The sequence below is a fragment of the Ruminococcus sp. D54t1_190329_F1 genome (assembly GCF_015551645.1).
GTDB lineage: Bacteria > Bacillota > Clostridia > Lachnospirales > Lachnospiraceae > Blautia_A > Blautia_A faecis.
In genome coordinates, this window is sequence record NZ_JADNDC010000021.1 from 1 (window position 1) to 25,312 (window position 25,312).

Annotated in this window: 19 protein-coding genes and 2 pseudogenes; 17 read left to right on the forward strand and 4 right to left on the reverse strand. The window is 41.4% G+C overall.

Annotation, left to right across the window (positions count from 1 at the left end; all coding sequences use genetic code 11):
• Positions 1-61 precede the first annotated feature (61 nt).
• Positions 62-172, reverse strand: a pseudogene (locus tag I2D69_RS21085) (DUF6783 domain-containing protein); the annotation flags it as partial.
• Here I2D69_RS21085 and I2D69_RS21090 point away from each other — a divergent pair.
• Positions 149-199, forward strand: a pseudogene (locus I2D69_RS21090) (DUF6783 domain-containing protein); the annotation flags it as partial. The pseudogenes I2D69_RS21085 and I2D69_RS21090 overlap by 24 nt on opposite strands.
• Before the next feature lie 93 nt (positions 200-292).
• Here I2D69_RS21090 and I2D69_RS10990 read toward each other — a convergent pair.
• Together I2D69_RS10990 and I2D69_RS10995 are read right to left on the reverse strand one after the other, a co-directional pair.
• Positions 293-1,036 carry a response regulator gene (locus I2D69_RS10990; RefSeq protein WP_173769864.1) on the reverse strand — a complete coding sequence of 248 codons (744 nt, stop codon included), beginning with the start codon at positions 1,034-1,036 and terminating at the stop codon, positions 293-295.
• A gap of 21 nt (positions 1,037-1,057) precedes the next feature.
• Positions 1,058-2,887 (reverse strand): histidine kinase, encoded by a 1,830-nt coding sequence (locus I2D69_RS10995; RefSeq protein WP_195379908.1) that lies wholly within the window; start codon positions 2,885-2,887, stop codon positions 1,058-1,060.
• 354 nt (positions 2,888-3,241) lie between these two features.
• Here I2D69_RS10995 and I2D69_RS11000 point away from each other — a divergent pair, with 354 nt between their 5' ends.
• The 10 genes from I2D69_RS11000 (at position 3,242) to I2D69_RS21095 (ending at position 16,559) form a co-directional block, all read left to right on the forward strand.
• Complete coding sequence (locus I2D69_RS11000) at positions 3,242-4,558, forward strand: ABC transporter substrate-binding protein (protein ID WP_118577574.1); 1,317 nt, start codon at positions 3,242-3,244, stop codon at positions 4,556-4,558.
• A 120-nt stretch (positions 4,559-4,678) separates the two neighbouring features.
• The gene (locus tag I2D69_RS11005; RefSeq protein ID WP_226815705.1) at positions 4,679-5,560 is read left to right on the forward strand and encodes a sugar ABC transporter permease; all 882 of its coding nucleotides are present in this window, start codon (positions 4,679-4,681) and stop codon (positions 5,558-5,560) included.
• On the forward strand, positions 5,557-6,378 hold the full coding sequence (locus I2D69_RS11010; RefSeq protein ID WP_173734771.1) for a carbohydrate ABC transporter permease: 822 nt from the start codon (positions 5,557-5,559) through the stop codon (positions 6,376-6,378). Before I2D69_RS11005 ends, I2D69_RS11010 begins: the two co-directional genes overlap by 4 nt.
• Positions 6,379-6,559: 181 nt before the next feature.
• Positions 6,560-6,751 carry a hypothetical protein gene (locus tag I2D69_RS11015; protein WP_173718073.1) on the forward strand — a complete coding sequence of 64 codons (192 nt, stop codon included), beginning with the start codon at positions 6,560-6,562 and terminating at the stop codon, positions 6,749-6,751.
• A complete protein-coding gene (locus tag I2D69_RS11020) occupies positions 6,732-8,033 on the forward strand; it encodes an alpha/beta hydrolase-fold protein (RefSeq protein WP_173734770.1) in 1,302 nt (433 codons plus the stop codon). The genes I2D69_RS11015 and I2D69_RS11020 overlap by 20 nt, the downstream gene beginning before the upstream one ends.
• 195 nt (positions 8,034-8,228) lie before the next feature.
• Positions 8,229-10,724: a glycoside hydrolase family 2 TIM barrel-domain containing protein gene (locus I2D69_RS11025; protein ID WP_207741811.1), complete on the forward strand. Its 2,496-nt coding sequence runs from the start codon at positions 8,229-8,231 to the stop codon at positions 10,722-10,724.
• 182 nt (positions 10,725-10,906) lie between these two features.
• Complete coding sequence (locus I2D69_RS11030) at positions 10,907-14,035, forward strand: glycoside hydrolase family 3 C-terminal domain-containing protein (protein ID WP_195379909.1); 3,129 nt, start codon at positions 10,907-10,909, stop codon at positions 14,033-14,035.
• A 1-nt stretch (position 14,036) separates the two neighbouring features.
• Positions 14,037-14,459 carry a hypothetical protein gene (locus I2D69_RS11035; RefSeq protein ID WP_173715761.1) on the forward strand — a complete coding sequence of 141 codons (423 nt, stop codon included), beginning with the start codon at positions 14,037-14,039 and terminating at the stop codon, positions 14,457-14,459.
• Between the two features lie 107 nt (positions 14,460-14,566).
• Positions 14,567-15,277, forward strand: a complete 711-nt coding sequence (locus I2D69_RS11040; RefSeq protein WP_118577566.1) for a LytTR family DNA-binding domain-containing protein — start codon at positions 14,567-14,569, stop codon at positions 15,275-15,277.
• Between the two features lies 1 nt (position 15,278).
• Positions 15,279-16,559 carry an ATP-binding protein gene (locus tag I2D69_RS21095; RefSeq protein WP_173715762.1) on the forward strand — a complete coding sequence of 427 codons (1,281 nt, stop codon included), beginning with the start codon at positions 15,279-15,281 and terminating at the stop codon, positions 16,557-16,559.
• 214 nt (positions 16,560-16,773) lie between these two features.
• Here the strand turns inward: I2D69_RS21095 and I2D69_RS11050 are convergent, their stop codons facing one another.
• Positions 16,774-17,799: a substrate-binding domain-containing protein gene (locus I2D69_RS11050; protein ID WP_118577564.1), complete on the reverse strand. Its 1,026-nt coding sequence runs from the start codon at positions 17,797-17,799 to the stop codon at positions 16,774-16,776.
• 253 nt (positions 17,800-18,052) lie between these two features.
• On the opposite strand from I2D69_RS11050, the gene I2D69_RS11055 reads away from it, so the two are divergent.
• The 6 genes from I2D69_RS11055 (at position 18,053) to I2D69_RS11080 (ending at position 25,292) form a co-directional block, all read left to right on the forward strand.
• The gene (locus I2D69_RS11055; RefSeq protein ID WP_118577563.1) at positions 18,053-18,991 is read left to right on the forward strand and encodes an ABC transporter permease subunit; all 939 of its coding nucleotides are present in this window, start codon (positions 18,053-18,055) and stop codon (positions 18,989-18,991) included.
• Between the two features lie 12 nt (positions 18,992-19,003).
• The gene (locus I2D69_RS11060) at positions 19,004-19,897 is read left to right on the forward strand and encodes a carbohydrate ABC transporter permease (protein ID WP_148461557.1); all 894 of its coding nucleotides are present in this window, start codon (positions 19,004-19,006) and stop codon (positions 19,895-19,897) included.
• Between the two features lie 21 nt (positions 19,898-19,918).
• Entirely contained in the window at positions 19,919-21,598 is a 1,680-nt protein-coding gene (locus I2D69_RS11065; protein ID WP_173715763.1) for an ABC transporter substrate-binding protein, read from the forward strand.
• 45 nt (positions 21,599-21,643) lie between these two features.
• Positions 21,644-23,128 (forward strand): glycoside hydrolase family 32 protein, encoded by a 1,485-nt coding sequence (locus tag I2D69_RS11070; protein ID WP_195379910.1) that lies wholly within the window; start codon positions 21,644-21,646, stop codon positions 23,126-23,128.
• A gap of 59 nt (positions 23,129-23,187) precedes the next feature.
• Positions 23,188-24,141 carry a carbohydrate kinase gene (locus I2D69_RS11075; RefSeq protein WP_173770273.1) on the forward strand — a complete coding sequence of 318 codons (954 nt, stop codon included), beginning with the start codon at positions 23,188-23,190 and terminating at the stop codon, positions 24,139-24,141.
• 161 nt (positions 24,142-24,302) lie between these two features.
• Positions 24,303-25,292, forward strand: coding sequence for a guanosine polyphosphate pyrophosphohydrolase (locus I2D69_RS11080; protein WP_173770274.1), 990 nt, complete (start codon positions 24,303-24,305; stop codon positions 25,290-25,292).
• Positions 25,293-25,312 lie beyond the last annotated feature (20 nt).

The window sequence follows — 25,312 nt, forward strand, 5'->3', positions numbered from 1 at the left end:
CTCCAGAACTGTTTTTTGAATGGAGTATAGCAAAAAAGCAAGTAACTGTAAACTATTATTACTAGATGGATACTATACTAGAGCCTGTTTGAAAAATCATTCCCGCAATCTGTACGCCCCGCTTTGCGGTATATTTCACCCGAATTTGGTTGCTGTAGCCCGCTACGGCGCCCTCATCCGGGCGAAATCTCCCACAAATTGTGACGCACATCTTGCAGAAAGCCTTTTTCAAACACGCTCTAGAGCGTGTCAGAAGGCCGGCAGGGAACAATCCCTGCCGGTCTTCAAAGCTTTACCCCCGGAATTCCAACGGGCTTTTACCTGTATGTTTCTTAAAAATTCTGCTGAAATATCCCTGATCATGATAGCCGCACATTTCCCCGATCTGTTTCACGGACAGACCAGGCTCATGGACCAGAAGACGCTGGGCGTGGCTCATGCGCAGGGTGATCAGATATTTGGACGGGGTACAACCGTAGACCTGGCAGAAAATTTTGGTCAGGTAGCTGGGACTGTAGTTCATGTTATCTGCGATCAGGTTCAGATTAATGTCCTCGCTGTAGTTTTTTACAATGAAATCTTTCAGTAATGTGGCGATCTGAGTTGGTGTCATGGCAGCAGTCCGGGCATTAAACACCTCTTCGTAATCATTTCCGGCAATCTGAAATTCCTGTTTGATCTTGGAGAGAGCTTCTTTAAGCTCCTCTGAATCAACTGGCTTCAGCAGATAATCAGAAACCTTTAAAGTGATGGCCTTTTTTGCATATTCGAAATCTGAAAATCCACTGGTGATAATAAATTTAGTAAATGGAAACTGCTCCCTTACTTTTGTGAGCAGGGTGATTCCATCCATCACAGGCATACGGATATCCGTAATTACAAGATCAGGGCTGAGCTTTTCTACCAGAGCCAGAGCCTGATCGCCTGTTTGTGCAGTTCCTGCCACCAGAAAATCCGGATCCGCTTTCTGGATTTTCTGGACAAGATTTGTGAGCAGAAGTTCTTCATCCTCCGCAACGATGACAGTGTACGTCATACTGTTTTGATTCCTCCTTGCTTATTCACTTATGCAGTCAGTTTCATCTGCTGATTTAGCTGTCTTGGAAAAATACCGTCCAATAGACACGATTCCGTGCCCATCAGCGGTATTTCCATATCTGAAAATAATGTCTCCTTTACAGAATATTTTCCATCTGAGATACACATTTATAGTTCCCAGCCCATTTATTTTTAGTTCCGGAAGTCCCGGATTCTGAATGGCTTTCATAATGTTGGCAGTGATCCTCTCTTTGGCTTCCTCTGTAAAGCCAGGACCGGAATCCGTTACTTCAATCTGCCAGCTTCCTTCCGTGACCACGCTGGTGATCGAAATGTTCCATGGCGGTGCACAGTTCGAACCATAGCGAATGGCATTTTCCACAATAGGCTGGATGATCAGCTTGGGGACTGGTTGGGAAAGAAGGCTTTCATCTACATGGATGCTGTAATTCAGGCTGGACTGATAACGGACCTTCATACAATACAGATATTTCTGTACATAATCCAGTTCATCCTTTAAAGTGACCGTTGTCTCTGTGGTATTGGTAATATAACGCATGATCCGGGAAAGATTCCGGCACATTTTTACCACGGTCTCAGAATCTCCGTTCTCTGCCAGAACTATAATGCTGGACAAGGTATTGTAGTAAAAATGAGGATTGATCTGTGTCTGCAAAGCCATGCTTCTGGCTTTCATTTCCTGCTCCTTAGCTTGATTCAGCTGCTCCATGGAATCCTTCAGATTGTCGCTCATCAGCTGAAAGGCCTGGTAGAGCTCTTCCAGTTCATTAACGGAAACCGGATATGCAGTTACCTTTTCCTGTCCAAGTGTATCAAGCTCCATGCGCTGAATAATATGCTTCAGATGCTTTACCGGTTTTACGACTGAACGGGAAAGCCGGTAGGAAATAAAGATGGAGATTGTCAGAAACAGCGCAACAATTGCCGCAAGAATACGAAGCAGATTGTAAACCGGAGCCAGAACTACAGATTCCGGCTGAACTGTAAGATAGGTATAGCCGGTATAAGAGGATACGGCCTCTGCTGCATACTCTGTTTTTCCTGTAAGAGGACTGATAAAAGTGAGGGCTGAATCATCTCCCTTGGTAAGTTCATAGTAGGGCTGAAGTGCTGCTTTGTATTCCTGGGAAATATCGTAGGGATAGATCAGATCGCCATTGCTGTCAAAAACATAGATGCTGGCAGCATCTTCATGGTTCTTTTTTTTATAAGTGATGATACTTTTAAAAACAGATTTGCACTGCTTGGCTGTTTCAATCACACCCACGCCACGTTTATATTGATTATTAAAGGATCGGTACAGGGAAATAAACCACTGGTCATAGGTGGCTGTTTTTGTATATTCTCTGGTACAGTAGGGTGGAGTAAGGACTTTTTTTCCCTCCAGTTCACGGGCGACCTCAATCCACTCATCCTTTGAGCCATCCGTCTTTTTGACTATAGTTGAGATGCCGGCTTCCAGAACATATCCGGAAAAATCATAGAGATTTACCTGATCTGCCTTCAGCTCGGTTCCGGAAAGGGAAATAAACAAATCAGACATGGCAGAAAGCATGTTGCTGGAAATATTTAAGTTGAAGGAATTGTCCAGAATGGTTTTTGACTGATTGCTGTAGTTAATGTTTACAGATACTGCATCCAGATTGCGGATCGCGGAATCTACCTGAGTCTGAAAGCTGGAATTGAGAGTGTTCATGGCACTGATCTGACTTTGCTTGAGCTGTCTGGAAACAAAAGCATAGAAAAAAACAGCAAAAGAAAAAAGAATCAGGCAGGCCAGACTGATATAGGCAAAAAAAAGCTTGGATTGTAAACTGCGTGATTTCATCTGGCGATACCTCCTGTAATTGTTTTGCCCGCGCTGCTGACTATATTATGAAAGCAGATGCAGAAATCCATGTGTGAAACATTAAAAATCAGTATATCATATTTGTTTAAAAAGTACAAATAAATGCTCGAAAACAGAGAAAATATATATAAGAATTTCGGGTGACTTTTCGAAGAAACATAAGCTTATGTGAAAAAAGTATAATATGTGGTGAAAAAAGTACAAATTGAAAGTAAGAATATCCATGGATTAAAAAGCATCTGGCTGATAAAATAATATCATCAAAAGAACAGAGGAATCAGCGGAGATTCCTGAATGAGGTAAATGCCATTTTATTAAAAGGAGGATATGTAAATGAAAAGAAAGAGTTTTGTGGCAGTGGCTTGTGCAGCAGCAATGATCGCGTCCATGACAAGCGGACTTACCGTATTTGCAGAGGAGACTGCAGATTTTTCCGGTGAGGAACTGAGTATTCTGGTATCAGCAGGCTGGATGGATAACAGATATGATGCAACAATCGAGCGTTTTGAAGATACTTATGGTGTAACAGTTGACCTTCAGACTATTCCGGCTGACCAGTATTCTGACCTGCTTCAGTCCAAACTGGCTACTGATTCCTGCGCAGATATTTTCTGGATTCAGTCTAACCCATTTGCAATCGAGTCTACAATCGTTGATCCAGAGAAATACTGTATTGATTTCACAGGAGCTTCCTGGGAAGATCTTATGCCGGAAGCAAGAAAAACATCCTGTGTATACAATGATAAATTATACGGACTTCAGATCTGGCACAATTCACCAGAATATGTAATGGTTTATAACAAAACATTGTTCGAAGAGAATGGTTGGGAGATACCATCTACTTATGCAGAGCTGAAAGACCTTTGCGCTAAGATCGCAGAACAGGGAATTACTCCATGGTTTATGCCAGGTGCAGATGGATGGCAGCATCAGCTGGCATTCTTCCAGATCGGTGGTGTTTACGAAGAAGCTACACCAGGACTTTACGATGCTTTGAATACAAATCAGGCTACATTTGCTGACAATGAGAAAATGCTTGAGGTTCTGAACGAGTTCAAAGAGCTTTCCGATGCAGGATATTTCGGAGAGGACTGGATTGGAACTGACAGCACCAACCTGACAAATGAATTTGGCGACAGAAACATTGCAATGGCTATGGCAAACTCCAGTTACATTCAGCAGATCAAAGATGACACAGGCACAGAGGATGAGTTTGGTATGTTCCTGATCCCACTTGGCGATAACACCTGGTATCCGACCAACCCGGCTGGACCTACCATGTTTGGTTACAAGGGAACAGAGCATGAGGATCTTGTAAAAGAATTCTTCAATTTTGTTACAACCACAGAGAGTCTTCAGGAAATCCTTGACAACTCTCCTGCATACACAAACGTTGATATGAACGATGATGCAATTGAGCAACACTGGCTGCCAGAGGAAGAAGAGTTCCTTGCAACAGTAGATGACAGTAAGAAGAGCGTATCTGTTCTGCAGACCGGCACAAAATATACAAACGATTACTGGATGCAGTTTGGTCAGGATATGGTTGCATTCTGCCAGGGCGAAATGGAAGCAAATGACGTTCTTGCAAATATGGACACCAACCGTGCAGAGGCTGCCAAGACAGTTGGCGATGCAAACTGGAACTAAATAAAGTTTTCCGGTAAGAAATTGACATAATTATTTAAGCATAAGATATTTAATAAGGGTATATCTTCAGTGCGAAGGAGTGATTCCTTCGCACTGTTTGATAGAGGGGAGGTATCGCCTTTGAATAAGAAGAAAATTTATCCACAGTGGTTTCTGATACTGCCGCTGGCTTTGTACATTATCTTTTTCCTGCTTCCCAGTATAATGGGTGTTGCATATTCATTCACAGACTGGAATTCAAGAAGTGTATTAAATGGTGTCCATTTTGTGGAACTGGACAATTTTAAAGAGATTTTTACATCAAATAAGGATTACTTAAGCGGTATTGGAAATACATTAAAATTTACCATTATTTCCAATATTGTGAAGCTGATCCCGGCACTTCTGATTGCCATCATGCTTCAGGAAGGACTGAAGGGAAAAGGACTTTACAGAACCTTACTGTATCTGCCGTCCATTCTTCCATTTGTTATTATCGGTCTTGTTTTTAAGTCTATCTTAAACTATAACAACGGTCTTCTTAATGCAATCCTGGATGCACTGCATCTTGGTATCCTGAAACAGAAATGGCTTTCGGATCTTGGGGTTGTGTGGAAATCCATTTATGGTGTGGATGCATGGAGAGGTATTGGTTATGTAATGACGATTTTCCTCGCCGGATTGAATACCATTCCGAGATCCTACTATGAAGCAGCGGAGATCGACGGAGCAAACTTCTGGCAGAGACTTCGCTATGTGACACTTCCAATGCTCAGCGGCGCCATCATGATCAACCTGGTATTTGGTATTACCTATGGCCTGAAGGTATTTGATATCGTTTACGTTCTGACAAATGGTGGCCCTGGACATGCAACAGAGGTTCTTACCACTTACGCATTCCAGCTTTATTCCAGAGGCCAGTACGGTATGTCTTCTGCTTTGAACAGTATTCTGCTTCTGATCACGGCAATTGCTGGTGTTGTAATTGTTAAAACTTTAGGAAAACAGGAGGTACAGCAATGACAAAGAAAAAAGTTCAGAATCTGCTGAAACATCTGGTCTGCATCCTGCTGTGCCTGACCGTTATCCTGCCTTTTTATATGGTAGTTATAAACTCTTTCAAGAGTAAAGGCGAGGCTTCCCGAATGAGTCTTGCCCTTCCGAAAGAATGGTTGTTTTCCAATTACACCGAGGTTATCGACAAAGGAAATCTGCTCCAGGGATTTTCAAACAGTTTACTTTACGCACTGGTTGCAACCACTCTTGGTGTTGTGCTCTGTGCAATGGCTGCCTTTGTAATGTGCCGTAAGCGTACCAGATTAAATGTATTTTTATATTATTTCGTACTTTGCGGACTGTTTTTCCCGGTTAACTATGTAACATTGGTGAGAGTATTAAGCACTCTTCATCTGAACGATACACGACAGGGAATTATTATGGTGTTTACCAGCGCCATGATTCCGTTCTGTGTATTCACCATCCGCAACTTTGTGGTTTCTGTTCCTGTGGAACTGGACGAGGCAGCAGTTATTGATGGCGCAGGTCCTATCAGCCTGTTTTTCAAGATCATCATGCCGCTTCTGAAGCCTACTATGGTAACCTGTTTTATCCTGCAGTTTATGGGTGTGTGGAGCGATTTCCTGACTCCGTTGTATCTGTCAAGCAAGAGCAAAATGTTCCCGATGACCATGGCAGTTTATCAGTTCTTTGGAAAGAATAAAAGCTATTGGAATTATATTTTTGCGGATATTGTGCTTACCTGTATTCCAGTTGTGATCGTGTATATGATTGGCCAGAAATATATTGTGGGCGGTATGACTTCCGGTGCGGTGAAAGAGTGATCTGGGGTGCGCAGTGCGACCGCGGCAATCTATAATTGAAATTCCTTCTAAAAACGGGAATGGTTCTTTAAATTTTAGAATTTATAGAGCTGTTCCCGGTATTTTTTTGCCCAAAAGATGTCTGTATTTGCCAGAATGCTGAAAAATAAGAAGAAATCTGTTATCTTCATTTGAGGGGAAAATGATTGTGCACGGCGTGGTTGCTGTTCACAGGGAAGATTCGGCGAAGCGTGTTTCTGTGAACGGAGTGAACAGTAACGCAGTTGGCGGTTTCTGGGCTGCAAATTGCGGATTTTGCAGGAAATGTTTTGCGAAATGTGATAATGTATTTGAAGAAAATGTAGGAGTGAGAAATGATGAAACAGAAAATTGAGAAGACAGCAGATGAAAAAATGTGGAACCGGATCAGCCGGATTCCCGCAGTTATTCTGGTGTTACTTTCCGGAATTGATATTGTCCGGTTTGCAATTCTGGGAGATAAGACAGCATTTATTACATTCAGTATGATTGCGGTGACTTTTATGCTGGTGGCGTATATGGCATGGAAAAGCAAAATGCCTTTTCTGTATCTGGTGATTGCAGCGGCAGCTTTTGTTTTGTATTTTAATACTAATTTTTCTACCAGCACTTATTACTTTAACTGGTTGTTTCTGGTAGAGAGTATTATTGCGGCGCTGGGAGGAATCCTGGGAATCGCAGTAATGATCGGGAAAAAAATCCCTGTGGGGCGTGTGGCAGTTTTGCCGCTTTTGGCAGCTGTTTTAATTCTGGCAGGTTTCCTAGGATTTTGGAAAGTAAGGTATGAGGCAGGGCATGAGGCGCAGGGACAGGCCCGGGATGAGCTGTGGGCAGTTCCGGCGAAATATGATGCGGAAGAATCAGAACAGGCGGGAACTGTGGAAGAAGTAGTGTACGATACCAAGGCATATGCTACTGATGAGCGGGACGTGAAAAAGACAGCTTATGTATATCTGCCTTATGGCTACAGCGAGGAGAAAGAGTACAATATTCTGTATCTGATGCATGGAACAGGTGATGATGAAAAATACTGGCTGAAAACAAATCCGTATAACAAAACTATGCTGGATAATATGATTGCAGATGGAGATATTGAGCCTTTGATTGTGGTGACACCGACTTTTTATGTGGAAGATGACTGTGCAGATGATCTGGATCAGCTGACCTATTCTTTTGCAAAGGAGCTGCGAAATGATCTGATGCCTGAGATTGAATCCGTTTATTCTACATATGCAAAATCGGCAGATGATGAGGGATTCGCAGAGAGCCGGGATCACAGAGCATTTGCCGGTTTGTCAAGAGGGGCGGTAACGATGTATCATTCTGCGTTGTGTCAGAGTCTGGATTATTTTTCATGGTTCGGGGCATTCAGCGGAAGCAGGACAGACAGGACTGCATTTGAAGATACCATTCAGACAGGCGATTTTGCAGAACTGCCAATTCATTATTTATATGTGGCAAGCGGCAACTTCGACTTCGCCCTGCCTGGACAGGTTCAGGATTACCAGGCTCTGCTGGATATAGAACCCAGATTGCGGTCTGGTGTAAATACCTGTTTTGATGTATTTCCAATGCGGTATCATTCTATGGGAAACTGGCATCTGGCGTTGTATAATTTTTTACAGAAGATTTTTTAGCGGGAAACACGTTGCTGTGAATTGGGAGAACAGCAATCCGCTTTTTTCACAGTTTACGTGTGTTTTCGGGCAGGTTGCGATTAAAATATGGCAGCCTGCTTTTTATTTGGTAAAATACGGGTAGAAAATAGCGACTGAGATATAGTTGGGAATTTTAAATTAAACGAAAATTATAGAAAATTTCAGGAGGAAATCATGAAGCAGTCATTTAACGAAAACTGGGTATGCTACAGAACCGGAGAGAAAGAAAAGGCATTTGCAGTGACTCTTCCGCATGATGCCATGCAGCTGGATGAGAGAAGCGAGACAAGTGCCGGCGGTGTGAATATAGGATGGTATGAGGCGCAGGATTACACTTACGAGAAAACATTTATCCTTCCAGAGAAAGCGAAGGACGAGAAAGTGATACTGGAATTTGAGGGCGTTTACCGTAAGGCAACTGTATATCTCAACGGCGAAAAAGTGGCTTATCATTCTTATGGATATATCGGATTCTATGTAGATGCCACCAAGTATGTAAAATTCGGGGAAGAGAATGTGATCCGCGTGGAAGTGATCAACCACGATCAGCCAAACAGCCGCTGGTATTCCGGTACCGGAATTTACCGTCCGGTGTGGCTGTATACAGTGCCGAAAAACCATCTGAGATTTGACAGTGTGAAGATCACTACACTGGATTATAAGGAGCCGAAGATCCGCGTGGAGGCATGGCCGAATGCTGCCGGCGAGGTGAAAGTGGAGATTCTGGAGAAACAGATTGTTACCAGAAAAGCTGTGGCTGGCGAAAGTGCAGGCCAGACAGACGAGACCATAGAGCCGTGTATTGACGAAAATGCAGTACAACCAACTGTTCAAAATTCTGACAAAGCATCAGATAAGATCATCGCCTTGGAAATTCTCCAGGCAGATGGTAAATTTTCCAGAGAAATTGCTCTTCCGGGAGCGAACCTGTGGAGCCCGGATGCACCAAATCTTTATACCTGCCGCGTAACCTTCGGCGAGGATATTCAGGAAGAAACTTTTGGAATCCGTGTAGTAAGCTGTACTCCGGAAGAGGGCTTCTGTATCAACGGAAAACGTGTCCTGTTAAAAGGTGGCTGTATCCATCACGATAACGGTCTTCTTGGTGCATGTGCGTATGAATTTGCAGAACGCCGTAAAATCCGCATTCTTCTGGACGCTGGCTATAATGCAATCCGTTCTGCACATAACCCATGTTCCAAAGCACTTCTTCGTGCCTGTGACGAAATGGGAATGCTTGTAATGGACGAATATATTGATGGCTGGTATATCCATAAAACAAAGTATGACTATGCAGATGAGATTCTGGATAACTACAGAAAAGACTTAAAAGATATGGTGGATAAGGACTATAATCATCCATCTGTGATCATGTATTCTACAGGAAATGAAGTGTCTGAGACTGCGCAGAAAAAAGGAATTGCCCTTACAAAATCCCTTACAGACAGACTTCATGAGCTGGATTCCACCCGTCCTGTAAGCTGCGGAATCAATATCTTTTTTAACTTCTTAAGCTCTATGGGATTTGGGGTGTACAGTGATAAAAAAGCAGATGAAGCTGCTGAGAATGCCAAGAAGAAAAAGGCTGTGGGAAGTGAATTTTATAACACGGTAGCCGGGATTTTTGGTGCCGGATTCATGAAAATAGGAGCAACTCTTTATCCTTGTGATGTGAAAACAAGAGATGCATATGCCAATATGGACGTGGCAGGATATAACTATGGAATCAAGCGTTACCATCATGACTTAAAGAAGTATCCCAAGCGAATTATTCTTGGAAGTGAAACCTTCTGTGCAGATGCCTACAGATTTATGCAGGAAGCAAAACGTGATAAGCGTATCATTGGTGATTTCGTCTGGGCTGCTCAGGATTATCTGGGTGAGGTTGGAATCGGCGCATGGGAATATAAGGATTATGCACCTCGTTTTGATGGTGGCTGTGGCTGGGTAAGTGCCGGATCCGGCCGGATTGATCTCACAGGAAAGCCTCTTGGCGAGATGGCATATACCAGAGTCGCCTTTGAACTGGAGGATCTGGCAATTGCAGTTATGCCGGTTGATCACACAAAGGATGCCCATTCTCCTTCTGCATGGAAAATGACCAATGCTATGGAAAGCTGGTCCTGGGAGGGCTGTGACGGAAATGCTGCAAAAGTAGAAGTTTACACCCGTGCAGATCATGTGAAGCTGTATATAAACGGTAAGTGTGTAGGCACTAAGAAGCCGAAAAATGACTGCAAGGTATTTTTTGATATAACCTATCAGAATGGAGAAATCAAGGCTGTTGCCTATGATGCAAATGACAATATAATTGCAGAAAGGACACTGACAACAGCTGGAAAAGAGACGATTCTTGTGGCAGAACCAGAGCTTACTCGTGTGAATGCAGACACCGATCTTTGCTATGTGAGAATGCGCTATACAGACGAAAATGGTCAGACAAAACCGCTGGTAAGAGGTCGAATCCAGCTTACAGTAGAAGGTGGCGAGCTTCTGGCATTTGGTAGCGCCTGCCCATATTATCCGGAAAGCTACCAGAGCAATGAGACAGATACTTATTATGGAGAAGCCTTGGCAATTATCCGTCCAGAGGTTGGAGCTGGTAAAGTAGTTGTGAAAGCTGAATCTAAGCTTGGAAATGCAGAGACAGAGATTGAAATATTAGATTGATTTAAAGTTCATATGCTTACCAGTTTTGCCAGAAACGGTTCCAAATTTGCCGAATTTTTCACAAATCCCATTCCTTTTGCTATAGTAAATCCAGCGGTTCAAACAGAACTGAAAGGACAGAGTAACTATCTGAAAAGTATGTGTTTATCTGTCAAAGGAAATTTATTAGGAGGAAAGGAAATATGAAAAAGCATACCGGGAAAATCTGGCGTGGTTTGGCAACAACTACAGCCTCACTTCTCACAATCACACTGGGCGGAAGCTCAATTGCAAATGCAAGAGTGGATTTCATTAATGCGACACTTGGAACCTCAAGCTACAAAATCGAGCAGGGAGATTCTGACTCTGATGGCATTTATTATGAATCTGAATTTGATAATGTAGAGGATCTGGTAAAGGCTAAAGAACAGCTGGCTGCTGAAATTTCTTCAGAAGGTTCCGTTTTATTCAAAAATACAGATCAGACCCTTCCACTTGACAAATCCAAAGAAGCTGTTACCCTCTGGGGCTTAAACAGCCATCTTCCGGGAACCGGCGGATTAATTGGTTCCTCTGTTGTGGCTGATTCAGAGAATGGTCAGATCGCTTATGGTATTGAAGAAGCTATGGATGAAAGAGGCTTCACAGTAAATGAAACCATGAAAGGCTTTTATGCAAGTGAAACCTGCGCACCATATTACAGAAAAGCTTCTTTCTTTGGAAATGAAGTTCCGGGCCATAGCCTTGTACCTGCTTTTTCCGCTTCTTATAATGAAGCAGATACATATACAGTAGGTGAGGCACCTGCTGAACTTTACACAGATGATATTCTGGAATCTGCTAAGGATACAACAGCAATTGTTGTTCTTTCCAGAGACAGTTCAGAGGCGTCTGACTACAGCACAAATATGAAGGATCCTAATGGGGACAGCTTCGACACCCCGATGTCTATCTCAGCTTACGAAAAAGAGATGATCCAGCTTGCAAAGGAAAATAGCAATGGCAAGGTGATCGTTTTGATCAACTCTGACGTTCCTATGGAAATCCAGGAACTGAAGGATGATCCGGAGATTGGAGCAATTCTTTGGACTGGACTTCCGGGAATGAATGGATTCCTTGGAGTATGTGATGTACTTTCTGGCGATGTGAATCCATCCGGTCATATTTCTGATACTTATGCCACAAGTTCTGTTTCTGCTCCGGCAATGACCAACTTTGGTCTTTATACTTATACTAATGCTTCCAATGCAGAATCTGGTGCAGAACTTACAGAAGCAGACAAGGGTGACTGGTATGTAGTAGAAACAGAAGGTATCTATATTGGTTATAAATATTATGAAACCCGTTACGAGGATACTGTTCTGGATCAGGGAAATGCAGCCACCACAGAAGGCTCTTCTACTGGCAAAGCATGGAACTATGTAGATGAAGTAACTTATCCGTTTGGATATGGTTTATCTTATACAACCTTTACTCAGGAGCTGGAAAGTGTAGATGTAATATCTGGGGAAAAGGGACTTGCAAAAGTGAAGGTAACCAATACCGGTGACGTTGCCGGAAAAGATGTTGTCCAGCTTTATGTACAGACACCATATATAGAGGGCGGACTGGAGAAAGCTTCTATTCAGCTTCTTGATTTTGGAAAAACAGAGGTTCTTGAGCCTGGCGAATCACAGACTCTGGAAATTGAGTTCGCTCCGGAATATATGGCAAGCTATGATGAAAAAGCTGTAAAAGAAGATGGAACAGAGGGCGCATGGGTGCTGGATTCCGGTGATTATTATTTCACAATCGGAAACGGTGCGCATGAAGCATTAAACAATGTCTTGGCGGTAAAAACAGATTCCACAGACGATCTGATCACAATTACAGACGATGAAACAATTGAGCCGGAAAATGTAGTGACAGTTTCTCTTGGTGAAGATAAAGAGACTTATTCTGAAAACGTAGAGAATGCATTCCAGGATTGCGATATTAACAATCTGATCCCGGATACTGCTGAATACACTACACGTTCTGACTGGAGCAAGGGTTGGAAAGAAGTGGAAAGCATTACTCCAATAGAGGAAATGATGAAAGGTCTTACAAACTCCACTTATGAACTTACTGAGAATAGTGACGAAGAAGTTGTCTGGGGAGCTGACAACGGATTAAGCACCGTTGATTTCCTCCAGTTTAATGAGGATGGAACTTTCGCAGGTGCACTTCCTCTGTCTGATGAAAAATGGGATCAGCTTATGGATCAGCTGACTTTGGAAGAGGCTGCCAACTTTATTGAGAAAGCAGGAGATAAAAACTTTGAGAAGCTGGATTCTATTTTCCTGCCAGAAGCAATCTGGTATGACGGACCGATCGGTTACAGCTACGACCAGATTGCAGGATATGCAACCCGCTGGAATGAATCCAACTCTTCCGAGCCGACTTATGTTTCTTCAGACAACGAATATGCTTCCTACTCTATGAGCTCCATGCCTACAGAACCTGTAGTTGCAGCAACATTCAATAAAGAACTTGTAGAGAGAGAAGGAGAGCTCTTTGGTGAAGATGGATTGTGGTCCAATGCCAACTCCATTGCAGCACCTGGTCTTAACATTCACCGTGCACCTTACTGCTCCAGAAATCATGAATATTATTCAGAAGATGCCATGCTTACCAACCTGTTGGGACAGGCTGTCTGCAAAGGCGGAAAATCCAAAGGTCTTATGATGATGCCGAAACACTATATCATGAATCATCAGGAGTTAAACCGTTCCGGTGTTTCCACATTCTTCACAGAGCAGGCTGCAAGGGAAAATGAACTCCGTGCATTCCAGGAAGCTATGGAAAATAACTATGCGCAGGGAATCATGACAGGCTTCAACCGTCTTGGAACTGTATATTCAGGAGCTTCCGAAGCTTCACAGGTGCAGGTTGCACGTAACGAGTGGGGCTTTGAAGGCTGGATCGTAACAGATATGATCAACGGTGCTGATTACATGAACTGGAGAGATATTGTATTTGGCGGCGGTGGCGGATGTCTTACAACTTTCGCATATGAAAGCGCTAATATTGGTTCCATGACTTCAACCGAGAACCTGAAGCTGATTGCAAAGGACTCTGCTTTCCAGAAAAAGATGAAAGAAACAATTAAATATTTCGTATATAATACAGTTGCAAGTAATGATATGAATACAATTACAACCTCCACTAAATATATTCACGTTCTTACATGGTGGCAGATTGCCTTTATGGCAGCAGAGGTGGTATTTGGACTTCTGACACTTTTGTTTGCAGTTATGTACCTTCGAAATTCACTTCGCAAAAAGACAGTTTACGTGAAGGAGGACAAGTAATATGGGATATCTGAAAAATAAAACATTTGGTTTTTACTTAAGCTTTGTGGCTGCAATCCTTGCGCTGATCGGCTTTGTAATGTACCGCCAGTCAGGACATACAGAATCTTATATTGAGGTTCTGCTGCTTGTAACAGTGGTTCTGCAGATTCTTGCGATGATCGTTTTGAAGGTGGCACCTGATTTTAAGTGGACAAGCCTTCTGCTTACTGCAAATGCAATTCTGACTGCAGCAGCACTTGTTAACAGTTTTTATACACAAGTTGATTTTATTGGATATGTGGTATCAGGACTTTATGAGTTTGCAACCATAAAAAAATTCATAATTTCAGCCGTACTTATGGCACTTTCCATGATTGCATATATTGTTTCCTCTTATTCTGGATTTCAGAAATGCACTTGTAAGGATGAGACAAAAGCTTGATTTATCTGCTGTAAAATATGGCACAAATTAATATTTACATGGTATAATGAAAAAGCCGGAATGCCCAAAAGGACTCCGGCTTTTTCATTATACCATGGAGGATAACTATGATTACCATTGCTATTGTGGAAGATGATAAGAAAAGTGCAAAAATTCTTCAAGACTATATATTACGCTATTCAGAAGAAAAACAGGAACCGTTAGCTGTAGAATGCTTTGAAAACGGATTAAATTTTATCAGCGATTATAAAGCCAGCTGCGACATTGCTCTTATGGATATTGAAATGCCTCATATGAATGGTCTTGACACCGCCAGAAAACTGCGGGAATTTGATAGCCAGATTCCTCTTATTTTTATTACCAATATGGCGCAATATGCCATTAACGGATATGAAGTGCAGGCTCTTGATTTTATGGTAAAGCCTATTGAATATTTCAACTTTTCGCTGAAACTGGACAAAGCGATCCGAATCTGTAAAAAGCTTCATGGTTATCAGATATATGTTCCTTCTGAACAGGGAACTGTTAAAATTGATATTGCAGATCTGATTTATATTGAAAGTGCAAAGCATTATCTTTATCTTCATACTTCGAAAGAGACTTTTCGCCTGCGAAGTACAATGGGAGATTTTATAGCACAGCTTCCGACAGGTCGCTTCTCCTGTTGCAGCAAATCCTTTTGTGTAAATCTGGAATGGATTTCCCGCTATCAGGGAAACAGCGTGTTTGTAAATGGAAAGGAATTATCGATTTCCCGTTCTTATAAAAAAACTTTTATAGATCAAATGACAATGTACATTAACCGGGGAGGAAACTGACGTGGCAATTTATGAAATATTAGCTTCATCTACAAGTGAAATACAGGGAATTACCTGTTTTATCATCCAGCTTTTTATAGCGGAAGCTATGTTCTTTTTCCATCTAAAAAAAAGGAAACGCTTCTGGTTACGCCTGCTTGTAGGGGGAACTGCCTGTCTGCTTTTGGGAGTTACCCTTCCAATTATAATTGGTCAATATATAAGCGGAATTCGAACCTTTATTGTGCTTGTTTTTATGCAGCTTTACATGTGGTTTTGCTTCAGGCGTTCTTTTTTGGATATTTTATTTTGTACAATTGGAGCTTTTACTGTACAGAATCTTGGAAGCAATATTCAGGTGCTGATTTGTATCGTGACCAAAACTTCTTTCAAGATGCTTTCCACGGAAATGGTCATTGGATTTACCATTGTATATATTATTTGCTATCTCACTTGTGCAGCAAAAATAAAAAATTTTCCGAATATCAGCCAGAACAGAGTCCGTGTACTTTGGGTAGCCATTATTTCCTTATGTGTCTGCTGGCTCCTTCAAAGCTGGCTGATCAGTGAAAAGTTGGATATGGTTATGGCGTGCCGTGTTCCATTTGTATTCTGCTGTATTTTATCTCTTTTTATGCAGTTTGGGCTTCTGGAGCAGTCCCGGCTCAATGAAGAAAATCTGGCTCTTGAGCAGTTAATAAAGGAAAATGCAAAACAGTATGAGTTGTCAAAGAAAACAGTTGAAATCATTAACATGAAATGTCATGATCTTAAGCACCGGATTCTGGAATTGGAACAAGCCGGAAATGCAGATCATGGCCAGCTGGAAGAAATACGTAAAGCAGTAGATATTTATGACGGGCTTGCGAAAACAGGCTGCCAGCCATTGGATATTATTCTTTCAGAAAAGAATCTTCTTTGTGAAAAATATCAAATTAAGTTTTCATATATGATTGATGGAGAGAAGCTTACTGGTATTAAATCGGGAGATATCGCTGCTATATTTGGAAATGCTTTAGATAACGCTATTGAATGTGCAGCGGAGCTGCCAGTTGAAAAGAGAATTATCAGCCTCATCGGATATGCGAGACAGGATGTGATGGGGATTCATATTGAGAATTATTGCGAGGATGAACTGGAATTTCGTAATGGGCTTCCGGTGAGTACCAAAGGAGATGATAATTATCATGGCTTTGGCATGAAAAGTATTCAATATGTGGTGGAAAAATATGGCGGAAATCTTGTGGCGAATTTGGAAGAAAAGATTTTTAGTGTAGATATTATTTTTCCAGTTCTAGATTAGAGCCTTTTTCAAACTGGGGAGGTGCCTTTTTTTGAACGCAGATAAGTATTCTCCCGCTTCAAGTGCGCGGAGCACTAAGCGGCAGGTGAGGGGGGATGCTTCTGTCAGTGGGAGCCTTCAGCTCCTACTGACAGATCACGAAGCGACTGCGTTCATGAGCAAGTAGCGAAGCGGACCTGGAATGTCCGCTTTACTAATATACGACAGCAATAAGTTAACTGGTAGTATTCCGGCGAATCAGCACCGGAGTGATCTGTTTGTGAATTGGCTTTTCCAGTGGCTTAGGCGCTCGCTTTTTTTGCTCTTCCATCTGCTGCACCAGAAGCTCCATGGCAGTCTGTGCAATAACATCAATTTGCTGACCGACAGTTGTGATCGGAAGGATTGATTCACTGGCAATTGGAGAATTATCAAAACCTATAATTTCGTAAGTAGGTGGTAATTTACCATATTTCTGGAAAATTAAATTGAGAAACATATTGGCATAGGTATCATTCGCAAGAAAGATACCTTTTTTTTGATTCGGATACTTTTCTTCAATTCTTGTAAAGATACGTCTTATCACATTTAAAATCTCTTGATAAGAATTGCCGCTTACGCTTAGATCAATGTCATAAGGAACCTGATATTCTTTACATGTTTCCTCAAATGCACGTATACGATCATAAGCCGGGACTGTTTTTTCAACATTGACATTGATATGAATCAATATATCACATTTATCACGAATTAACAGGGAGGTAGCCTGAAGGGAACCCATATAATTGTCAGTGGTAATGCTGCTGATATATTCTGCCTCTCGCTCAATGGCAATGACAGGAATCTGATAGGAAGCCAGTTTTTGGGATGACAGTGTATGGCTTAAAACAATAAGCCCCTCAATCTGATAGGAAAGAAGCTCTTCAATATACTGTTGTTCCTCTTCGGCACCGTGTTCACTGGAAAAAACAAGAAATTTGTAATGGTAGTTACTATAGCTTGAAAGAAGCTGTGTCAGCATTTCAGAGTAGTAATGCAAGTAGAGATTTGGAACAATAATTCCGATAAACTCACTTTTACCATTTGCCAGAACTTTTGCAAGTTTATTTTTTTTATAGCCAAGGGTATCAAGGGCCTGTGAAATCTTTTCCTGATTTTCAAGCGTAAGAGAATCGGGATGATTGAAATACCGTGATATTGTAGTTTTTGAAAAATGAGTATATTCTGCAATATCTGCAAATGTCACCTGTTTTTTTGCCATAAAAATTTAATCTCCTTATAAATAAATGAGAATAATATTGGGGAATCTTTTAATTACTGGGATTATATTATTTTTTTAGTATAGCAATTATTTAAAAAAAAGGCAATGCTAAAATAACCGATTACGTAACCGGTTATTTTAGATTGAAAAAGTGTTGACATATGAACTTGGATGTAGTAACATCGAGCTATAAAGTAACCGGTTACTTAACCGGTTCCGAGAACGAAAAGGGAAAGGAATGGAGGAGAAGTGCATGAAAAGAATGCAGAACCAAACAATGCCCGTGAAAAAGCAAACGTGGAGAGATAAGGCTACATATGTGAAGAAAAACTGGCAGTTATATCTTTTTTTCTTAATGCCAGGACTTTTACTGACAATCATTTTTAAGTATCTTCCTATGGGGGGACTTCTGATTGCATTTGAGGATTACAACGTAATCAAGGGAGTGCTTGGAAGTCCATGGGTCGGACTTGAATATTTCAGGCGGTTTTTATCTTCACCGGATTTTATGAACTACCTGTTGAATACGTTAAAACTGAGTATTTATGGACTGTTGTGGGGCTTTCCGGTTCCGATCATTCTGGCATTGCTTTTAAATCGTATCCGCAGAACCGGAGTTAAGAAGAAAGTACAGCTTTTGGTCTATATGCCGAACTTTATATCTGTAATTGTACTTTGCGGTATGGTACGAATGCTGCTTTCTCCAGTCGGACCTCTGAATAAACTGTTAGGAATCAGTACAAACTGGATGACAATGCCATCTGCTTTCCGCACCATTTACATAGCAAGTGGAATCTGGCAGACAGCAGGCTGGGCCTCTATTATGTACACGGCTGCTTTATCCAATGCAAGCAAAGAACTGGAAGAAGCAGCTATTATGGATGGCGCAAATCTTCTGCAGCAGATCTGGTATGTGGAGCTTCCTGCAATCAAGAATATTATTGTAATTCAGTTTATTCTGCAGGCTGGAAATATTATGAGTATTGGATTCGAGAAAGCCTATGCATTACAGACAGATATGAACCTGCCGGCATCAGAAATTTTATCAACATATGTATACCGTATTGGTCTTTTGAACGGCGATTATGGTTATTCGACGGCTGTTGGTCTGTTTAATTCAGTAGTAAATGTAATTCTGTTAGTTTTTGTAAACTGGGTGGTAAAGAAGCTGAACGACGGAGAAGGATTATAGGAGGAAGCGAAGATGGAGAAAATAAAGAAAAAATATTCGAAGACAGACTGTCTTATCCTTGGAATTGGATTCCTGATTCTTGGACTGTTTGTACTTTCTATTGCAATTCCAATCGTGTATGTAGTGCTTGCCTCTTTTATGGATCCTACAGTTTTGAATAATCAGGGACTGAGTTTTCATATTAAGGACTGGACTTTGGATGCATATCGCAGAGTACTGGAAAATGAGATGATCTGGCGTGGATTCCTGAATTCTTTTCTGTATTCACTTGCATTTACAGCTATTTCTGTTTTTATAACATTGCTGGCAGCGTATCCATTGTCCAAGAAGGAATTTGTGGGAAGAAAACTTTTTAATCTTATTTTTCTGATCACAATGTTCTTTGGCGGTGGAATGATCCCGACTTTTATTTTAATCAATCAGCTGCATATGGTAAATACAGTCTGGGCAGTTTTAATTCCTGGAGCATTTAATGTCTGGAATATGATCCTTGCAAGAACATACTACCAGTCGATCCCGGCAGAATTAAGAGAAGCCTCTGCAATTGATGGAGCCAATGAGATCCAGCATTTCTTCAAAATCATGATGCCGGTATGTAAGCCGATCATTGCAGTACTTGCACTGTGGTCATTTGTAGGAATGTGGAACAGCTATTTTGATGCAATGATTTATCTGAATGATGCAAATCTTCAGCCTCTGCAGTTAGTACTTCGTTCCATTCTGGTACAGAATACTCCGCAGCCAGGTATGATTGCAGATATTCAGAGTACTGCTGAAATGGCAAAGGTAGCGGAACAGCTGAAATATGCAACCATTGTGGTATCAAGCTTACCGCTTTTAGTAATGTACCCATTCTTCCAGAAGTATTTTGATCAGGGAATTATGGTCGGATCAGTAAAAGGCTGATAAGAAAGGAACGATACAGATATGAAGAAAAACAGAGTAAAAGGTTTACTTGCACTTGGACTTTCTTTGACGATGATGATAAGTACGGCAGGGTGTGGAAAAGAGCAGCAGCTTAATGCGGAGATCAACCCGGACACACCAGTATCTGAGGTACAGTTTCCATTAAAGGAAACAGAGGAGCTTTCTTTTATTACAAGTGCACCGGCTACTTCCACACAGGATCCCAATGAAAGAGTGATTTTCCAGCGACTGGAAGAACAGACAAATGTTCATATTGACTGGACCTGTTTTGTATCCGATCAGTTTTCAGATAAAAAGAATCTGGCTCTGGCTCAGTTTGGAAATCTGCCGGATGGATTGTTTAATGCAGGAATGAGTGATTATGATCTGCTGCGATATGCGAAGCAGGGAATTATCATTCCACTGGAAAATCTGATTGACAAATATATGCCGAATCTTCAGGCTGTGTTTGAAAAATACCCAGAGTACAGGACTATGTGCACAGCACCGGATGGACATATCTATTCTTTCCCGTGGATTGAACAGCTTGGTGCAGGAAAAGAAGCAATTCAGGCGATTGGAGATATTCCATATATTAATAAAAAATGGCTTGACTACCTTGGACTTGAGATTCCTACAACAACAGACGAACTGGAACAGGTACTGATTCAGTTCCGCGATCATGCAGAAGAACTGGAGAAAGAATTTTCCATTGAAGGTGATGTAATTCCAATGTCCTTTATTATCAATAACGGAGATCAGGATCCGGCGATTTTAATAAATGGATTTGGAGAGGGTTACGGAGACACAGGAGATCATTTCGCGGTAACAGATGAAGGAAAAGTAATTTATACAACTGTTCAGGAAGGCTACAAGGAAGGAATTGAATGGCTTCATAAACTGGTGACAGAAGATCTTGTAGATCCGGAAGCCTTTACACAGGAGTGGTCTACTTATGTTGCAAAAGGAAAGAATCACCGTTACGGACTCTGCTTCACATGGGATATTGCGAATATAGATAACAATACAGATTATGTGATGCTTCCGGCACTGACCGGGCCGGATGGCATGAGAAATATTACCAGACAGAACAACAGTGAAACCAGTGGATTTGACCGTGGAAGATGTGTTCTTACATCCAGCTGTCGTAATACAGCACTTGCTGCTGCATGGATTGATCAGATGTATGCACCCCTCCAGTCTCCGCAGAATAACTGGGGTACTTATGGCGAAGAGGATTCCTTTAACATTTTTGAACTGTCTACAAACAAAGACGGCGGCGAAATGTTAAAACATATGGATCTGGGAGAGCAGTCTCCAGTGGAAGTGCGTGAGGCGCAATCTGTAAATGGCCCTCTGGCCGTGCTGAATGAATATTATGATGTATATGTGACACAGCCGGAAGATGCAAAATGGCGTCTGGATAATATGCATGAGACCTATGTACAGGATATGAATAGCAAATATGTTTATCCAAATGTATTTATGAGTATTGATGATACAAACAAAGTATCACAGTATGATACCGATATTAAAAAATATGCAGAACAGAAGAAAGCTGACTGGATCCTGAATGGAGGAATAGAGGAAGAATGGGATTCCTACCTGGAAAAAATGGAGAAATACGGACTTTCAGATTATCTTTCAATCAAACAGAAATATTTTGATCAGTATCAGGAATCCTTAAGCGCGGAAAAGTAACAAAAGATGTAAGAACTGAACAACGACTTTGACAGGAGATTTTTCATGAGCGAAATGTTAGAAAAGGCAAGAAAATATGAATTTACACAGGGACAGCAGATTAAAGCGGAAGACAGACCGGCTTTTCATATAACTCCTTATGTTGGATGGATGAATGATCCCAATGGATTTTCCTGCTATAAGGGAGAATACCATTTGTTTTATCAGTACAATCCATATAACACACATTGGGACAGCATGCACTGGGGGCATGTGGTAAGTAAGGATCTGCTGCATTGGGACTATCTCCCGGCAGCATTGGCACCAGACCAGGATTACGATAAAGTGGGCTGCTTTTCCGGAAGTGCCATAGAGCTGGAGGACGGCAGACAGCTGCTTATGTATACAGCTGTGGACCGGGAAATACTGGAGGACGGAACCGCAAGGGACGTTCAGACACAGGCGGTGGCTGTGGGAGATGGAAAGGATTACGTGAAGTATGACAAAAATCCGGTCCTGACCTTTAAAGATCTGCCGGAAGGCGCAAGCAAAGCAGATTTCCGTGACCCAAAAATCTGGAAAGAAAAAGATGGAAACTTTTATTGTGTTATAGGAAGTCGTCCTGCTGATGGAAGCGGACAAATTCTTCTTTACAGAAGTAAAAATGGTTTTGAATGGGAATTTGTAAGTACTTTGGCAGAGAATAAAAATCGCTATGGAAAGATGTGGGAATGTCCGGATTTCTTTGAACTGGACGGTAAATATGTGCTTCTGACAAGCCCACAGGACATGATTCCGGAAGGAATGGAATATCATAATGGAAATGGAACATTATGTATCATAGGAGATCTGGATTCTGAGACACATACTTTGAAGGAACAGTCTTATCAGAGTGTGGATTATGGAATTGACTGTTATGCAATGCAGACATTGCTTGCTCCAGATGGAAGAAGAATTATGATTGCCTGGATGCAGAACTGGGATACTCTTGCTTATCGCAGAAATGAATCTAAATGGTTTGCACAAATGAGCCTTCCGAGAGAAGTGTCTGTGAAAAACGGAAGATTGTATCAGGTTCCGGTCAGAGAACTGGATTCCATGCGTGCAAATAAAGTTGAGTACAGGGATGTTGTGATTAAAGACACCAGAATCACACTTGACCAGATTGAAGGACGTACCGTAGATCTGGAGCTTGTAATACGACCGGTAGATAAAGATAAGCTTTATAAAAAATTCGAACTCTGTTTTGCAGAGAATGAAAAATATCATTCCACTTTACGATTCCGTCCAGATGAATCAGTTTTGAAAATCGACAGAAGCTTCTCCGGAAGCGAACGTGCAGTGGTTCATCAGAGAGAATGTCTGGTAAATGGTGACTGTAATGAATTGAAATTACGAGTAATTCAGGACAGATTCAGCGCGGAAATATTTATCAATGACGGAGAACAGGTTATGTCTGCTGTTATTCTTACAGAGCAGGCTGCAAAAGGAATTTCTTTCTTTGTTGACGGTGCGGCTAAGATCGATGTAGTGAAATATGATTTGGTATGAAAGTTCCAGACGCTTGTTATGAATGAGTAAAGTAAAAATACAAGAATTGGGAGCAACGTATGAAGAAATATGATGTAACGGCACTGGGAGAATTATTGATTGATTTTACTGAAAACGGAAAAAGCAATCAAGGAAATCCACTTTTTGCAGCAAATCCCGGAGGAGCACCTTGTAATGTGCTTGCAATGTTAGCAAAGTTAGGGCATAACACGGCATTTATCGGAAAGGTAGGAAATGATTTCTTCGGAGAACAGTTGAGGGCTGCAATAAAAGAAGTTGGAATTGATGACACTGGATTATGTACAGACGAAAAGATCCATACAACCCTTGCTATGGTACATACATATCCCGATGGAGACAGGGATTTCTCTTTTTACCGTAATCCAGGTGCAGACATGATGCTGAATAAAGCTGAAATTTGTGAAGATATTCTCAAAAATACGAAAATTTTTCATTTTGGTACATTGTCTATGACACATGAAGGGGTGCGGGAGGCAACGAAAGAAGCAATTCATATTGCAGAAGAAGCTGGCGCTATTATTTCATTTGATCCCAACTTACGTCCACCGCTCTGGGAGTCTATGGAAGAGGCGAGAAAGCAGGTATTATATGGTCTTGGTCATTGTCAGATACTGAAAATTTCAGATAATGAAATTCAGTGGCTGACAGGAGAAGAAGATTATAGTGATGGCGTAAACTGGATTAGAGAACGTTATCAGATTCCGCTGATTCTTGTGTCTATGGGAAGAGAAGGAAGTCGTGCTTATTATAATGAAATGATGGTGGAAGTAAAGCCGTTTTTACAGGATAATACCATCGAGACAACCGGAGCAGGAGATACATTCTGCGGCTGTGTATTGCACTATGTCTGTGAACATGGAATTAATGGACTAAAAGAGGAAAATCTGGCTGAAATGTTAACGTTTGCCAATGCAGCTGCCTCAATTATCACAACAAGAAAAGGCGCACTGAGAGTAATGCCGGAAGAAAAAGAAATAAAGCTATTAATATAAAATATTCAAAAGAATAGGAATACAACAAAGGGACTTCTTCGGAGGTCCCTTTTAAAATGGGAAAATGTTAATAAAACTTTTTCTTGCTAAATTGTAAAAGTTTGCTAGAATAGTTGTAACAAACACAGTCAGAAAGAACGTTCACAAACGAGGTGACCGCTATGATTACACTGAATGATTATTTATATTCCGGAGATACGGTTTTAAAAATTTTACAGAAATATACAGAGGATCTGCGTAAGGAAGCGAAGAAGAACCATAACGAAGTCGATTTGGTGCACAGCAACTTTCTGCTCCAGATCACGGAACTTCTGGAGCATAATGATTTCCTTACGGCACAGTCCCAGAAGATCCGGGAATTTTATAAATATATGGCCCATGAATATCCGTTTCTTGCCTTTACATTTAAAGGCAGGATCAAGTCCCTGATCCGGGCAGAAGAGAAATTTAATGGATATGTAGTGGAATATATTTATGATTATTACAGGGAAAATGGTACCTATCCGTCGGTTGCAGAGTTGAAAAACAAGCTGAGCTGCTTCCGTGATTTTATTGCTTACAGGATCGTGGTCTGTATGCCAAGATGTCATTTGAAGCCAGGGGAAGACCAGGAGCAGGCGTCTATCCGCTATCTTTATGAGATTGCAAATGTGCTGCCAGGATTTCTGGAAGAGAGAGGCTTTACAGCAGAATCGGCTCAGGGAGTGAAATTGAGTACTTCTGATCAACTAAATGATGATGTAAAGCCTTATTACAGAGATTATATTTGTGGTACCAGTGAATATGGGTATCAGTCTTTACATATTACGTTCTATGATAACAGCTCCAGATCCTACATGGAGGTACAGCTCCGCACCCAGAAAATGGATGATACTGCGGAAATCGGACCGGCCAATCATCTGGGCTATGAGAAACGCCAGCAGGACGAGCGAGCCAGAAGAGATGTGATCCCGGAAGGGGAATGTGTTTACTTTGATGAGGCTTATGAGCGGGGGATGAAGCTACTTTCCCTGGAATTAGCAGATCTTGACGTGAATATGTTTTCTGCGGTAAATAACAGTCTGATCAACGATGGCTGTGGATTGTTCCGAGGCAGATTGATTCTGCCTTATGAGCATTTGTCCAGATTTCAGAATGATGTGATTGATTGAGAAAAAAGTAAGTGGAGCAA

What these genes read in the sequence shown, in the direction of transcription:
- I2D69_RS10995 (WP_195379908.1), bottom strand. Translation starts at nt 2,887, where the DNA reads ATGAAATCACGCAGTTTACAATCCAAGCTTTTTTTTGCCTATATCAGT.
- I2D69_RS11050 (WP_118577564.1), bottom strand. Translation starts at nt 17,799, where the DNA reads ATGGCAAAAAAACAGGTGACATTTGCAGATATTGCAGAATATACTCAT.
- I2D69_RS11030 (WP_195379909.1), top strand. Translation starts at nt 10,907, where the DNA reads ATGAAAAAGCATACCGGGAAAATCTGGCGTGGTTTGGCAACAACTACA.
- I2D69_RS11075 (WP_173770273.1), top strand. Translation starts at nt 23,188, where the DNA reads ATGAAGAAATATGATGTAACGGCACTGGGAGAATTATTGATTGATTTT.
- I2D69_RS11060 (WP_148461557.1), top strand. Translation starts at nt 19,004, where the DNA reads ATGGAGAAAATAAAGAAAAAATATTCGAAGACAGACTGTCTTATCCTT.
- I2D69_RS11065 (WP_173715763.1), top strand. Translation starts at nt 19,919, where the DNA reads ATGAAGAAAAACAGAGTAAAAGGTTTACTTGCACTTGGACTTTCTTTG.
- I2D69_RS11010 (WP_173734771.1), top strand. Translation starts at nt 5,557, where the DNA reads ATGACAAAGAAAAAAGTTCAGAATCTGCTGAAACATCTGGTCTGCATC.
- I2D69_RS11035 (WP_173715761.1), top strand. Translation starts at nt 14,037, where the DNA reads ATGGGATATCTGAAAAATAAAACATTTGGTTTTTACTTAAGCTTTGTG.
- I2D69_RS11055 (WP_118577563.1), top strand. Translation starts at nt 18,053, where the DNA reads ATGAAAAGAATGCAGAACCAAACAATGCCCGTGAAAAAGCAAACGTGG.
- I2D69_RS11020 (WP_173734770.1), top strand. Translation starts at nt 6,732, where the DNA reads ATGATGAAACAGAAAATTGAGAAGACAGCAGATGAAAAAATGTGGAAC.
- I2D69_RS11080 (WP_173770274.1), top strand. Translation starts at nt 24,303, where the DNA reads ATGATTACACTGAATGATTATTTATATTCCGGAGATACGGTTTTAAAA.
- I2D69_RS11040 (WP_118577566.1), top strand. Translation starts at nt 14,567, where the DNA reads ATGATTACCATTGCTATTGTGGAAGATGATAAGAAAAGTGCAAAAATT.
- I2D69_RS11000 (WP_118577574.1), top strand. Translation starts at nt 3,242, where the DNA reads ATGAAAAGAAAGAGTTTTGTGGCAGTGGCTTGTGCAGCAGCAATGATC.
- I2D69_RS11070 (WP_195379910.1), top strand. Translation starts at nt 21,644, where the DNA reads ATGAGCGAAATGTTAGAAAAGGCAAGAAAATATGAATTTACACAGGGA.
- I2D69_RS11015 (WP_173718073.1), top strand. Translation starts at nt 6,560, where the DNA reads ATGATTGTGCACGGCGTGGTTGCTGTTCACAGGGAAGATTCGGCGAAG.
- I2D69_RS11025 (WP_207741811.1), top strand. Translation starts at nt 8,229, where the DNA reads ATGAAGCAGTCATTTAACGAAAACTGGGTATGCTACAGAACCGGAGAG.
- I2D69_RS10990 (WP_173769864.1), bottom strand. Translation starts at nt 1,036, where the DNA reads ATGACGTACACTGTCATCGTTGCGGAGGATGAAGAACTTCTGCTCACA.